We start from the raw sequence: 14,411 nt of genomic DNA, 5'->3' as shown, positions 1-14,411 counted from the left end.
AACTTAGAAAATACAGTTAAAATACAGGCTATGCCGAGATAAAAATTAATATTGGTTGGCGGTGAGGAGAATGGTTTGGACACCGGGGCAGCGGTTAAATGGCGATCGGTATATCATTGAAGGCAAGTTAGGTGAGGGCGGCTTTGGGGTCACGTACCTAGCGCAGAAGGCGCCAAACAGGCAGCGGGTTGTCATCAAAACGCTGAAAGACGACTTATTGAGAGATCCAAATTTTGCCTGGTTTCGGGACAAATTTCGCGATGAGGCGCTACTGCTATCTTTGTGCAAACATCCCAATATTGTGCAAATAGACAACTATTTCATTGATGGTAATTTGCCTTGCATTGCGATGGAATATGTGGCAGGGAAAGATTTGTTGAATTTGGTAGAAAAGCGCGGTATCCTGTGGGAAACCGAAGCTTTAAACTACATCCGCAAAGTGGCAGAAGCGGTAATAGTAGTTCACGAAAAAGGTTTGCTACATCGGGATATCAAGCCACAAAACATTATGGTACGCGACAATTTTGATGCAGTTTTGATTGACTTTGGTTTGGCACGGGGTTTTATTCCAGATCGCACTCAGCAAATGACTTTGGGGCTAACACATGGTTTTGCGCCTCCCGAACAGTACGGGGAAATGGGCAGATTTGCTGAGTACACAGATGTTTATGCTCTGGCAGCAACGCTATACTATTTGCTAACGAAAACACAACCAACTCCTGCATTTATGAGAGCTTTAAATCATCCTTTAAAGCCGCCGTTTCAGATTAATCCTAATATTAGCGATGCGGTGCATCGGGCAATTATGAAAGGGATGGAAATGAATGAGACAAAGCGCCCTCAGTCGGTTCAAAAATGGTTGGCTATGCTTCCCCAATCCCCCGGCAATCGGGGGCAAAGAGGGGGTGTTTCACCAACGATTCCTAGCCCGCAGCCACCGCCCCAACCTGTAAAATTGATTTCAGCAAAAGGAGTTGATTATCGTCAACTCGATCGGCTGTTGGCTAGCGGAAAATGGCAAGAGGCGGATGGGGAAACGGCAAGAAAAATGCTGGAAGTAGCGGGGAGAACAAAGGATGGCTGGCTGAGGGGTGAAGATATCGATCGATTCCCCTGTGAAGACTTACGAACTATTGACCAACTTTGGGTAAAATACAGTAACGGACGTTTCGGCTTTTCGGTGCAGAAACGCATCTATGAAAGTCTGGGAGGAAGCAGAGAATATGATCGGAAAATTTGGGCAGCTTTTGGCGATCGGGTAGGTTGGCGTGTGAATAGTAGTAAATGGTTGCACTATAATGATCTAAAATTCAACACCAAAGCACCTATAGGACACCTCCCGTGTGTGAAGGGAAAGTTAACTGATGGGGTGGTTGGTGCGGGGCTTGTTGTGGGGCGTTCTCTTCTCTCGCGTCGAGACTTGTAGAGTGTAACATCTAAGCGTTTCCGAACTTTGTTAACTACGGATAGATTAAAGCCACTCGAATAAAATGATAGAAAAAGGTGCAAAAAGTGGCAGACCTTTCAATCCCTCAAAAGCTGGCGGAAAGATTCTCAACTTATCTTATCAAAATGTTAAAATTACTGATAAAGGCGTTGCCTTAGTTGAAGCTCATGTTCGCAGATTTAATCCAGTTGGTGAAGCTGAGCTAAGAATGGTAGAAAGGTTAAGAAGTATCGCCACCCAAACCCTTGTAGCTGAGCCTGTTGATTTACGCTTTTATACTCACGAGTTACGCGAGTATCTCAGATATAAAAAGCTTGGCTACCCAACTGGACAACCCCCCGACCCGGATGAGGCTTATGAACTTTGGAACAATGCTCACACAGCTACTCTGGAAGATTATAAATTAAAAGAAGGATTCGGCGTTTTATTTCATCCGAGCGTAGAGGAATTTTGATGAAAAACCTAACTCAATTAACCCAGCTTGAATTAGTGCTGCTGGAATTAGTAGCTAAAGGTCAAGGAAAGTGGAGTTGGTACGAACTCGCGAATGCACTTTCCCGTCGAGATGTACCGCGAGAACCTGACATGATGGTCGTCTTAAAAAAACTGGCTGCTGATGGCTTGGTTAAACGATATGTAGAAACTAATTCGCCTCGCGACAGATGGGAATTGACGCCAGAAGGGTCTAGGGTGTTGGCAAACGCAAAAGCAGATAGTAAAAGCAGAATTATACGTTATGCAATTGCCATCCAGAAATCAGAAAGCAATTATTCTGCTTATGTTCCTGATTTACCCGGATGCGTAGCAACAGGTACAACTATCGAGGAAGTCGAACAGCAAATTAAAGCAGCCATAGTTTTTTATTTAGAAGAGTTGCGTCAATCTGGTTCGTCTATTCCTGAAGCCAGGACTTTATGCAAATATGTTGAGGTTTAATGTAATTAAAACTATTAATTAGTATGTGGATGGTGTTGTAGAAGTTATTGCAGGCAAGATTCGATCGCACTTTCCCATCATCCATCAAAAATCAAGGCGCGTTAGCGAAGCCCTCGAAGAGGATCGCACTTCACTCGGAAAATCTCTCTCGCGGATGATGCGATCGCCCCTCCTCCCCAGCAAAACTAAAAAAAAATGTATTGGCAAATCCCTTCACCGACCCAGACTCAGCAGTTAAATAATCTGAGGTTTTCCATTGGACGATCGCACAAACGCACCAACCACCGCAGTTAACAACCGCCGGCCTCTAATTATCGCAGGAATTCTCCTCGGTATCGGTCAATCCGGCTTTTTTGACGGCATAGTGCTGCACCAACTCCTCCAGTGGCACCATATGTTTAGCAGCGTTAAAACCGATGCTACCGTTGCCGGTTTAGAATTAAATACCCTCGGAGATGGATTGTTTCACGCTGCGGATTGGTTGGTAACAGTGGCGGGAATCTTCTGTTTGTGGCGTGCAGTGAAGCGCAAAGATGTTCCTCTGTCAACTCAAACTTTTTTGGGTTCAATATTAATTGGTGCTGGATTGTTTGACTTTGTTGAAGGCATTGTTGACCATCAAATTTTGGGAATCCACCACGTCAAACCCGGTATCAACGAGTTAGCTTGGGATTTAGGATTTCTCGCTCTTGGAGTTAGTTTAGCGCTGTTAGGTTGGATGCTTGTACAGAGGGAAGTTCCCGCAGATACTAAAGTTTAAATGAATGCAGAGATTGGGAATTATACCAAATCCGCGTTAAAAATCTTCGATTAGACTCGACCGTTTCAACCGTTGAGTCTCTTTTTAACTCATCAGTTCATCCAGCAGCCGACTCCAACCATACCATCAAATCCTCTTGACTCCTAAAATCCAACAAAGCTTCCCCCCAATCATCTAACTGTTCCGCAGATAATCCCTGGATGCTAGTTTGAACTTCCTGTGTAACATCACCCACCCGCCGCACGATTGGGCGCATAATTAATCCTATTTCCCCCTCAATTTTACCCCTTTGGATTCCTTGTTCGATTCCTTGGGGGCGGCGTTGAGTACCTGCATTTCAACAATCACGGTTTTTTGCCGGTAATCTTGGCTTTGACATCCAGGTAAGTGTCTTTCAATCCTGTAACGCTTCCTGCTAAATAAGGGTAAATGATTTCTATTTCTTAGATGGTTGGTTCTCCGTTATACAGCATTGCATTTAGGAAGCTGATTAAAATTTCAGGATGTTCGGAAGCTCAGAATATTCTTTTGAATGCAAAGTCGGTTTTGGGACTGATGAAACGCATATTGTAGAAGGAAGGGGGAAGAAGCAAAATGCAATATCGGAGGGATTTTTAGGTTGGTAGTTGCGCTTTACCACCCTTAGCGCAACTACGAAGTTTTTCAATTATCAGCCTGTGGCTTGAGTAGTAGCTGCAGCGGACATCTCTAGCTTTCCAGTTATATCCATCGTCGCCAGCTTCAGCACTTCATTAAAAGCTAAACCCCGAATTTTGAGTTCCCACCGAATGCCTTTTGCTTTCATTCGCTTGGCTTTCCGCATATCGACATCAGCAGCTTTTTGATGCAAGAGCAAATACTTCATTGCTGCTGTAGCTTCTACTTTTGTGGGAAATGCAATATAGGTGATAAATCCGCCGTCCCAGTGATTGGCGTTGCGGACACTGCTGATAGTCGCAACTCTCGGACTAAAGCGGTTCCAGTAAAAGTCGCTGTAGCCGATCGACTGTGTATTGACTTGGAGTTTGTTTGCCATCTGACTTAACTCCTATAACCTTGTGCGCGGGGTTAACAGCAGGGCTTTAATTCTGCTATTTATATTATAGCATTGGGAAGTGGGAATTGGGAGCGAATGCTGGCAGTTGTTTTACTTCCCTGATTGCTTCTGTGAAGTCGGGAAAGTAAAATATCTCCAATATCTTTAGTTTTTTTTTGTCTCGAATACAACTGCCTCAAAAAGCTCTACAAGTTTTAAGTCTGAATAAACCGATAAATACAAATACTTTTCCAGTTTCTGCCGATTTCTCGGTAAAAATAAACCTAAGCCTGATAAGTTTTTATACTTATGTCTAATTTTTGAGTCAAGTAATTCACCATGCTGTTGCACTCTCTGAATCAGAAAATTCTTTAAAAATAACAGTAAATCGTTACAAGCTGACGGACTTGCACCTGATAATTGAGTAAGTTTTTGTAGAAAGTGTGCGAAATCAACAAAGGTTTCTCCAAAGTTACGATAAACTACTACAGTATTGTTATTAGAAAAATTGACTTCATGGGATAAAATTGAGGATATAAAAACTTTCACAGGCGCAATGTCGGCTTGCAAAATAGAATCAATAACAACATTAAGTTTTTCGGGCAAATAGCGGAAATAATGATTGTTAGTTAATGTCAAACTATGGTACATATTAGGCGGTTCATAATCCATAATTTTTTTAGCTAGCTGAGAACCATCAATGTCGGGATAATCGCTTAAATAACTTAATGATTGCTCATAATAGTAATTGGGTACTCCCAGTTGGAGTTGAGATGAAAGCGTATACTTAGCAGTATTTTGGAAGGTATGGTGTACTTCAATATTTCCTTTATTACAATTTTGGAAAAATAATAATTCTAGATTTCCCTTTACAGAGCGGTTAAAATTAAATATAACTTGATTTATTTTTTGAAGATTCATCCATCTAATTTCTGAAATTGAAGGGGAGGTGGGATGTTCGTCGGGGCTAATTTCCATAAGCGTTCCACCATGACCTAAAAACACAATAGCCCAGCGTCTGGCTTGAAATTGAGATTGTGCCCAAGTCAGATACTCACTCAAGAGTTCTGGGCTACTACTATCTGCTGTTTCTAAGTATTGCGTATCCACTTTACCTTGGCTAATGATGCTTCTAGAAACTTGTGCTGCTCCACTAAAGTCTGATTGTACGACTACTAAAACTTTGTCATTTTTTACACCTTTACTTAGCATTTGAATAATTGGTTGCCCGAATTTTGAGAGATTATTGTCATAGGGCATCCAGTATAGTAATATCCAGTCATAATGATTTTTGACCATACTTCCAAGCATATATTGGTCTCCTGAGTAATATATTGTCTCTATTAAAGAACTAATACTTACTGTTATCAGTTTAATGGCTTTTCTCCTTTTCACATTCTCTGCTCCTAATTGAGAATATTCAGCTTTTTTCAGACTGTATTTTTTGCTAACTAAAACCTCAATTCATATTCAGCAGTGACACGGTTGTCTCCTTGAAAATTACTGGAACTTCTGAGTAAAAGTTTATCGCTCAATCGATAACGCACAGTAAATTCTGTCGGTTGATTTGCTGACAAAACTCGAATAATTGATGCTGAAATATTGCGCGTGATGTCAAACCCAACTTCTAAACCTAAACCGAGAGAACCCGCACCCGAACTGGAACTAGCTGTTTGTGCTTCATTGCCTCTGATCCGAGTGGGAAATAAGCGAAATTCGCTCAATCCTGTGGCGTTGGTAATCGCAGATTGAAGGTTGTTCAATAAACCCGCACCGGCTAAATTTGCGATCGCCAGTGTACTGTCTCCCTGTCCCAAAGTCTGCACGAAACTGCCGCCCAATAGCGCTACAATCTCTGTTTCCGATCGACTCGGAGAACTCCTTAACTCCAGATTTTCCCCCAACTGAGAAGCCCTTCCCTGCACTAACGCTTGAACTCGGACACTCCGCACGCTGCCGAAAGTTGTCGGTTCGTCTGCGATTTCAGAGGCTACAGATGTGCCGGGAGTGCGGAACCGCGTTACTTCCTGCACCGAGGTTGCTAATCTCACATCCAGCGTCGGATCGAGTCCTTGTGTTGGTACAAAGGTAGCAGTCTGCGGGTATCCTCGATCGAGTCTAAACTGCGTTGTAAACAAATTCACCGACCCGGAAGTCAACCGAATTGTACCCTCCGGGCGAAGGTCATCTAGAGTTCCATTCACCGTCAAGCCCCCAGTCGCCTGAAAACTCAATATCGGCGCACTTGTGACCCGAATTCCCCGGCCCAAATTCAGTCGTAAATCGTTCAATCCAACTTCAAAGGAAGGGGAAGTCGGAGTTGGACCAGAAGCAGAAACCTCAGTTGTAGGGGAAGCAGAAACCTCAGTCGCAGGAGAAGCAGAAGATGTGGAATCAGAATCAGAAGCAGAAGAGGAAGAAGCTAACTCAGTTCTGCCGCCGCCGGGACTCCGGAGAAATACTTCACCGTTGTACAGTTCAATATTACCGCTCAACTGCGGACGCCTAGCCGTGCCCCTTGCCTGCACTTGACCGACTACGCCGCCGCTGTACAATCCTCTGAGGTTCACTGCCAACTTGTCTAAATTTACAGTCAAAGGATTAGCCACATCGACATCGCCCTCCGCAAAAGGCACAGACAGCGGAATCACGCCCTGGGCCACGACTTGTCCCTGACTCAACTGTCCCCGAATTCCTTCTACCCGAATACGATCGCCCTCAAAGCGCACCGTCCCAGTCAGCCCTGTCAGCGGTTCTGGGAAGGCTTGCGCCCGGACGGTTGCATTTTCAAAATTCGCAATTCCTTGGGCTACAGGGTCTTCCAGCGTTCCTCCCACGCGAATCTGCACCTGTCCCTTGCCGCTGACCCACGCAACTTGCGGAGTCAATACATTAATAATTGCCAAACCTTCATTTTGCAAATTCGCCCTCACATCAATTTGATTGCTATCAGCTTTCACGGCGGCAAAGGGCAACTCAAAAGGCAAACTTCCCTGCACTTCAATCGGTTCGGTTTGAGTTACCAAAGCGCTGCCGCCAAAATTCAAGCGGGCATTGCTGTAACTGAAACTGCCGTCGGCTTGTTTAATCGGTTCTCCGTTTAGCGTACCGTCAACCAAACTCAATTCCCCGGTGGCTTGCGGGTTTTCCAAACTGCCGGCCAAATTCGCCCGCAAATTCAAATTTCCCGTGACATCCACAAAAGGCAATTCCACCAGTTCTGCCAACTCTTCCACCGGCACATTTTCTACCCGCAACTGCCCGGATTGAGCTTTTTGCCCGATTTGTCCCGAAAAGCCGATCGCACTTTTGCCCGATCGAATTTCCAAAGGCAAAACAGTTAAGATTCCGTCCTGAAAACTGCCTTCAAGACTGAACGTTTCAGCGACATATTCTCCCCACTGCCAGTTATCACCTTTCACATTAAATTGAGCTTCCACACCCGTTTGCAAAGAACCGGCGACAGCAATTTCCGCGCCAAAAGTGCCTTGCAATTGAGATAACGGAGGCAATTTTTCTGATGATTTCACTGCCTGCTGCTGCTGCAAAATTGTTTCAATTTCTGCCAAGCGGCGCAACTGTTCGATTAGCGGGGCTTCTGGTTCTCCCACTGCTACAGTTTGCACGTCGCCACTGTCACCGTAAACGGGAGGTTTTACGCCTCTAGCCAAGTCGCCTAAATTGAAATATTGCAAAGCGGTTAAAACCTGTTGCAAATTGCCTTGCTGGACGTTAACTTTCCCGGCAAATTGCGGGTTTGCGCCTGTTTGAACATTACCGGAAATTAAGTATTGACCGCTGCCTTGGCGGAAAAGTCCGTTTGTGAGAGTGGCGCTGCCGTTAGCGTAGCTGAATTCCCCTTGGAAACTGTCACCTTTAATGTAGCCGATCGCCGGTTGAGCGATCGCAATTTGTCCGCTTGCTTGCAAAGTCGCCGGATTTAACGGCATCTTCCAACCGGGCACATTTACTTGTCCCGAAACCGTACCAGTTATCGGCCCCAAACCAGCATCTTTACCGGGTGATAGATTCAAAGCAGCGAGGGGAAAATCGCTTAAATTAACTCGCAAAGTTTCTCCCTCGGTTTGGCCCCTAGCCACGGATTCCCCGCGTTGAATTAAGAAAGATGTCGGCAGAAAAGATTGATTTAAAGCTACTTCGATTTTGTCTTGGCGACCGGCCAAACGCAAATCTACACTTTTCCCAGCATCCGCATTCACACTCCCCGCCAGTACCGGGTCAAAAGCGATTTGATTTACTGCTAAATTTCGGACTTCCACGTCGCCAACTAAGCTGAGGGCGGCGAGGGTTCCGGTAAGGCTGCCGGTAAAATCTACATTGCCGCGCAGGGGTGGGTTTTGCTGTGAGGAATTTTTGTCCGCAATTGTAGACAAAAATCCTAGTTGTTCTGCTGGTAAGGCTTCCAGGTTAAAGTTCGAGAGTCTGACATCCAAATCTAAGTTGGAAATTGAGGGCCCTCCTCTACCTTCGAGTTCGACGTTAACAAAGCCGTTTGCTGTCAAACCCGGAGTTGTAGCGTTCTCAATTTCCACCCGTTTGCCGTCCCAATTAAATACTGCCTCAAAAGGTTGGTTCAAAAACGGCAATTCCGAGATGCGGAAACTGCCACCGGCGCGAACATTTTGTAGGGGCGGTGCCCCCGTGCCCGCCGCAATCGGGCCGGATAAATTGATATTGCCGTTAAACAGTCCTCCAAGCTGGGGGAGATTTGGGGTACGAGATACTACACCTCCGGTTTGCAAGCTTTGTCGCTGGGATTCAAAGGCTTGCTGGAAGCGACTTAGAGCAATTTGCTCGCCCTCGATTGACGCGCGCCAATTCCCCGATGCGGCGCTGCCTTTAGCATTGACAATTCCTCCGCCGTTGGCGAGTCGAATTTGTCCGTCGCCGTTGGCGGTGATGCCGTTGGCGGTTAGATTATCTACTGTTCCCAGAATGCGGACTTGGCCGTCGAGGGTTCCGTTAATTTCTGGCGGTAAATCCGCTGTCAGCAAACCTGTTTGTTTGAGGGTTTGTTCTAAATTACTGACGGCAATTCCGTTGGTTTCCAGCAATGCTTGCAAGTTGCCGTTTTCTAATTTTGCTGTAGTATCGATCGCCCCGAGTCGATCGACCACAATCACTCCTTCTCCGCTAGCATTAATTCCCTTCGCTGTCAAGTTATCCAAACTACCCGCTGCTTGGAATTCGCCGTTAACTCTGCCGTCAAATCCTTTAGGCAAAGTCGCCGTTAGTGGAAACAGTTGGAGATTGCGAACAGTTTGTTCTAAGCGACTGAGAATAACTCGATCGGCATCGGCGAAAGCTTGCCAGCGTCTGTCTTCTAATTTACCTCTAAAAGCAAGAGTACCGTCCCCTATATTGAGTATGCCGCTGCTGCTGACGCCTATGTTAGCGGCGGTTGAATTATCAAGACTGCCGCGGGCTTGAATTTGATTGGATATTTGTCCGTCAAGCGATTGGAGATTTTTGATTTTTGATTTTAGATTGTTGATATTGGCGACTGTTTGGGGATTGTCAGCAGCGAAAGCTAAGCCAACATCTAACAGCGGCAATCCTAAATCTCCTAAGCGCCTGATGGAAGTGCGATCGGTTTCTGCTGTTGCTTGCCAGTTTCCGGCTACCAATTCTCCTTTTAAATTAACATCACTGCCGGCAAGATTGAGTCTGCCACTGCCACTGGCATTGATGCTGCTAGCAGTCAAATTGTCTAGACTTCCCGATGCTGTAAATTGACTCGATAGTAGTCCGTCAATCGATTTTAGATTTTGGATTTTGGATTTTAGATTATTGAGATTGGCAGATTGCTGATTTTCGGTATTGAATGCTGAAGCCACATCTAAAATCGGCAGTGTCAAATCTACCAAGCGGCTGATGGAAGTGCGATCTGTTTCTGCTGTTGCTTGCCAGTTTCCCGCTACCAATTCTCCTTGTAAATTCACATTGCTGTCGGCAAAATTGAGCCTACCGTTGCCAGTAACATTGATTCCGCCAGCCGTTAAGTCGTCAACATTTCCCGCAGCTTGAAATTTACCGGCTAGCTGTCCGTTTAACGCTTTAAAATTTTGGATTTTAGCTTCTATATTCTCCCGATTGGCTGGCGTTTCCCGTGTTAATAGCGGCAAGCCAATATCAATTAATTGATTTACAGCCACTTTTTCAGTGTTGCCAAAAACTTGCCAGCGACCAGATTCTAGTTCGCCATTAACATCAACAATACTGTCAGCAATACTCAGCGTTCCTTTGCCCGTCGCAGCGATCGCATTTAAAGTCAAATCGTCCAGAGTTCCTGCTGCTTCGACGGTTCCGCTGAACAAACCAGCTACTTCAGGAGGCAAATTAAGGTCTGGCAGAACTTGCTGCAAACTGTTGAGGGCAACCCGATCGCCCTCGATGATAGCTTGCCACTGACGGTCTTTTAGCGCAGCATCCACGTTAACAGAAGCGTCGCCAATTTTCACAACAGTATTTTGCAAATCCGCCGAATTCCTTGCGGCTCTAATTTCGCCCGCAGCGGGGAAAGTCCCTTGCGGTGCTTGCCATTGAACTCTAGCTTGAATGTTGTCTAACGGGCCGAAAATTTGAGCTTTAGCGGAGACACTGCCAATTGTAACAGTAGCAGGAATCGGGAGAGCGTAAATTTGGGCGATCGCGTCTCCGGGTACATTTTCAACTTGGAAGTCAAACACCAAACCCGATGGCAAATTCTTACTTTTTAAAGCTATATCGACTTCACCTTTACCGCCAATTTTCCCCCCCGCCGCCGGCACTACCAAAATATCGCTCAAAGTCAAACCTAAAGACGAAAACGGGGGAATAGAAGATTGAGAATTAGGAGTTGGGGTTTGAGCCATTCTCCCCCGTTCCAATTTAAAATTAGTGCTAATATTGTTTAATTGCAGTCGATCGACCGTAGCGGGTTTTGTCGAGGCGATCGTACCTGTGAGCACCGGCAGATCGACGGTTCCAGTCAGCTTGACATCCGCCTTCACCTCCCCCGCAACAGCAACGGGCAATACTACTTTCTGCCCTAACTCTGTCTCCACCGCACTGACAACACTTGCAAAAGCCACTGGTTGCACGTTAGTTATCAGATTGAAGCTAGCGTTCTCCAAATTAAAATTAGTTCCAGTTGCAACTGTTCCTGCTATTCTCAGCGGAATTAGACCGTAATTAGCCGCCAAACTATCGACAATCACATTAGTTCCCTGAAACCGCAACTGACCGCTGCTATTTTGTACGATTTGTTTCAAGGGAGCAATACTCGCTTGCACGCCTCCAAAACTAGCGGTTCCGGTAATTCCCGATACTTTATTCTCTCGCACTTGCACGGTCAAATTGCCATTAGCTAGACCTTTTTGTAAAGAAATGCTGGAAAGCCTTAGCAAGCGAGCGAGGTCGGGCAAAGGCAAATTTTGACCTTGCAACTGCAGGTTAGTTTGAGCTGCAGGTAACATAGAATCAGCTTTAACTATAAAATTATCGCTATTAGTAAACTGACCGTTTACTTCGTAGAGAACGCGCTGATTTTGGTCGCGAAATAGAGCACTGCCATTTCTCAGACTTACAGAAATAGGAGCCGAAGTTTTCTGCCCGACTGCGGGACTCGGCACCAAAACAGCAGCGGCATTTTCAGCTCTAATTGCTTCAACTTCAGTTTTAAATAAACCCGGAGATTTCCGCTCCGCAGTTGGAAGATTAACCCAGCGGCCTTTAGCATCCTGTTCGATATAAGCGTTGGCTTGAACTAAAGTAATATCTAATTTGAGAGTGCGGGTGAACAGCAGTTGCAAAACCGAAAACTTTACTTTAACTGCTTCTGTAGAAGCGTAATCCGGATCGGTAGGAGTTGCAGGTAAAGTCGATCGGCCAAACCGCAAACTTGTCAGAGAAAATCCCTCCAAACGTCCGAGTTGCACGGGCCGCTTCAGCAACTGACTGACTTCAGTTTCCACCAAAGGAGCTAAATTTGCCCGCACCCACGCCTGAGCTAGCACCGCCCCAACCAAGGCGATAATGCCCAATCCCGTACCGCTAAGCAGCAGCAGACGCCACCAGCGGCGGTGGGGACGGGGTGCGAGTTGATTTTTGTTATCGTCCGAGTTAGTCATGGGTGTTTCTCAAAAATCAGAGAATTCAGGAATTAAGGGAATCAGCCGATTTTAGACAGGTAGAATTTCTGTGATTCGCCAGGGTGGCTCCTGCCTTTGGTAGACTCAGAAGTGAGGTCGGAAGTGCCGATCGGGCCCAACGAAGGCAAAAGGCACGTCCCACTCCAGGGTAGACTCCAGAAACCTTTACCGAACTTAATCAAAACACGCAACATTACCTAAAACCAAGTCCTCCAACTTTTCCAAATCCTCTAGATTCCCCCCGCAGTGCAGGATCGGTGGTCAATCTAAAATCTAAAATATCAAACCAAGTCGTCCAAATGCCCCAACTCATTTCGATCTCGCTAGTGCAGGATCGGTGGTCAATCTAAAATCTAAAATATAAAATTTAAAATCGGTTGCCCGATCGCTTCTAAGATAAAAAAACGGTGGTTAAGAAGGTCTTTAAAACTTATGCGAGTGTTCGTCTTACTCTTCAATGCCCGCACCGAGAATGAGGGAATTCATACCATTCAACTCGGCGATCGCAACAAAGTTCTGATGTTTGAGTCAGAAGACGACGCCACCCGCTTTGGCGTGATGTTGGAAGCTCAGGATTTCCCCGAGCCCACTGTCGAGGCGATCGACGAGGAGGAAATTAAGGAGTTCTGCGACAGTGTTGATTATGATTGGGAACTTGTCCCCGCGGGCGCGCTGGCTATTCCGCCAGAAGACAATGTAACACAGACTCAGTGGCAGCCGGAGTCCGAGCCCGAACCCGAACCTGATTCTGAGGTTTCCCAAAACGAACTGGATTCTATTCGTCGCCGACTCGAAGGACTTTTGTAATAGGAAGTTCGGCAACGAGTAGTATACGGGATTTAACGGATGGATATTGAGATTCGAGGTGAAGACGGAAAAGGGAAGAAGGCAGGGCGCTTTCATTCTCAGGGAAATCATCGTTTTGTAGGGGTAGTGTCCCCGTGCCTACCCCCTCCACGGACTAGCCGACAACTGACAATTAACAACTAACAAAAAATGAAGAATTTGGAAGAACGGGGCCATCTGCTGACTGAACAGGTGAATGCCAACAGCGAGAATTTAGACCAACTCAGTTCGATCGAATTAGTGGACTTGTTCAACCGGGAAGACGCCCAAACCTTAAGCGCGATCGCCCGTGCCCGCGAACAGTTAGCCCAAGCGATCGACTTTGCAGCCGAGTCTCTGCGTCAAGGAGGTCGCCTGTTTTATGTCGGTGCCGGTACTTCCGGCCGCTTGGGGGTGCTGGATGCGGCCGAGTGTCCCCCCACCTTCTGCACGCCACCAGAACTCGTACAGGGCATAATTGCCGGGGGTGCGGGGGCTTTGGTGCGGAGTTCGGAGGATTTGGAGGATCGGGCTGAGGATGGGGCCGAGGCGATCGCCCACCGTCAAATTACCAATTTAGATGTAGTTGTCGGGATTACGGCTGGAGGTACGACGCCGTTTGTGGCGGGCGCTTTGCAGGCGGCGCGCCAGCGGGGGGCGAAGACTGTGTTTATGGCCTGCGTACCCGTCGAACAAGTGAATTTTGAGGCTGATGTTGATATTCGGTTGTTGGTTGGCCCGGAGGTAGTCGCTGGTTCGACGCGCTTGAAAGCGGGTACAGTCACAAAAATGGCTTTAAATATCATTTCGACTGGGGTAATGGTGAAGCTGGGGAAGGTTTACGGCAATCGGATGGTTGACGTGGCGGTGACTAATAAGAAATTGCGCGATCGGGCTGTGCGGATGTTGCAGGATTTGACTGATTTGAACCGGGATGAGGCGGGTTTTTTGCTGGAAAAAAGTGGCAAGTCTGTTAAGTTAGCTTTGATGATGCACTGGACTAATTTGGAGAAGGAAGAGTGCGATCGAATTTTGGGCGAGTTTCAAGGCAATTTGCGATCGGCTGTAGCATCAATTCGTCAGTAGTCAGTAATTATTAGTTATTGGCGATTAGTTATTTATTATTAGTTAGCTCGTGTCCGGTTAATTGCTTCCGCTTCGCTTCGCCCATAATTGCTGTAGATACTGTCTTGACCTGTCAAGGGGTAGCAGTCAAATAATTGGGGTCGAAAGGCTTTTGGGATTTTAAAATCC

Annotated in this window: 11 protein-coding genes and 1 pseudogene; 7 read left to right on the top strand and 5 right to left on the bottom strand. The window is 46.2% G+C overall.

The annotated features are described in order from the left end of the window. Positions 1-70 precede the first annotated feature (70 nt). The 5 genes from QUA24_RS20740 (at position 71) to QUA24_RS20720 (ending at position 3,143) form a co-directional block, all read left to right on the top strand. On the top strand, positions 71-1,426 hold the full coding sequence (locus tag QUA24_RS20740; protein WP_333231744.1) for a serine/threonine-protein kinase: 1,356 nt from the start codon (positions 71-73) through the stop codon (positions 1,424-1,426). Positions 1,427-1,490: 64 nt separating this feature from the next. Further along, positions 1,491-1,901, top strand: a complete 411-nt coding sequence (locus tag QUA24_RS20735; protein ID WP_333231742.1) for a hypothetical protein — start codon at positions 1,491-1,493, stop codon at positions 1,899-1,901. Then, on the top strand, positions 1,901-2,383 hold the full coding sequence (locus QUA24_RS20730; RefSeq protein ID WP_333231740.1) for a type II toxin-antitoxin system HicB family antitoxin: 483 nt from the start codon (positions 1,901-1,903) through the stop codon (positions 2,381-2,383). The genes QUA24_RS20735 and QUA24_RS20730 overlap by 1 nt, the downstream gene beginning before the upstream one ends. Positions 2,384-2,408: 25 nt before the next feature. Then, entirely contained in the window at positions 2,409-2,621 is a 213-nt protein-coding gene (locus QUA24_RS20725) for a hypothetical protein (RefSeq protein ID WP_333231739.1), read from the top strand. A gap of 18 nt (positions 2,622-2,639) precedes the next feature. After that, positions 2,640-3,143: a DUF2243 domain-containing protein gene (locus tag QUA24_RS20720; RefSeq protein WP_333231737.1), complete on the top strand. Its 504-nt coding sequence runs from the start codon at positions 2,640-2,642 to the stop codon at positions 3,141-3,143. 97 nt (positions 3,144-3,240) lie between these two features. Here the strand turns inward: QUA24_RS20720 and QUA24_RS20715 are convergent, their stop codons facing one another. The 5 genes and pseudogenes from QUA24_RS20715 to QUA24_RS20695 form a co-directional block, all read right to left on the bottom strand. Continuing rightward, on the bottom strand, positions 3,241-3,399 hold the full coding sequence (locus QUA24_RS20715; protein WP_333231735.1) for a DUF4351 domain-containing protein: 159 nt from the start codon (positions 3,397-3,399) through the stop codon (positions 3,241-3,243). Between the two features lie 65 nt (positions 3,400-3,464). Then, positions 3,465-3,709 (bottom strand): annotated as a pseudogene (locus QUA24_RS20710) (PD-(D/E)XK nuclease family transposase); the annotation flags it as partial. Positions 3,710-3,813: 104 nt separating this feature from the next. Next, positions 3,814-4,179, bottom strand: coding sequence for a hypothetical protein (locus QUA24_RS20705; RefSeq protein WP_333231733.1), 366 nt, complete (start codon positions 4,177-4,179; stop codon positions 3,814-3,816). Between the two features lie 165 nt (positions 4,180-4,344). Continuing rightward, a complete protein-coding gene (locus tag QUA24_RS20700) occupies positions 4,345-5,574 on the bottom strand; it encodes a clostripain-related cysteine peptidase (protein WP_333231731.1) in 1,230 nt (409 codons plus the stop codon). 56 nt (positions 5,575-5,630) lie between these two features. Then, on the bottom strand, positions 5,631-12,311 hold the full coding sequence (locus QUA24_RS20695; protein ID WP_333231728.1) for a translocation/assembly module TamB domain-containing protein: 6,681 nt from the start codon (positions 12,309-12,311) through the stop codon (positions 5,631-5,633). A 453-nt stretch (positions 12,312-12,764) separates the two neighbouring features. Here QUA24_RS20695 and QUA24_RS20690 point away from each other — a divergent pair, with 453 nt between their 5' ends. Continuing rightward, positions 12,765-13,139 carry a DUF3110 domain-containing protein gene (locus QUA24_RS20690; RefSeq protein WP_333213049.1) on the top strand — a complete coding sequence of 125 codons (375 nt, stop codon included), beginning with the start codon at positions 12,765-12,767 and terminating at the stop codon, positions 13,137-13,139. A gap of 189 nt (positions 13,140-13,328) precedes the next feature. After that, positions 13,329-14,243, top strand: coding sequence for an N-acetylmuramic acid 6-phosphate etherase (murQ, locus tag QUA24_RS20685; RefSeq protein ID WP_333231727.1), 915 nt, complete (start codon positions 13,329-13,331; stop codon positions 14,241-14,243). Positions 14,244-14,411 lie beyond the last annotated feature (168 nt).

It is taken from the genome of Microcoleus sp. Pol12B5, assembly GCF_036701335.1.
Classification (GTDB): Bacteria; Cyanobacteriota; Cyanobacteriia; order Cyanobacteriales; family Microcoleaceae; genus Microcoleus.
This window is presented reverse-complemented; position numbering and strand designations above follow the sequence as displayed.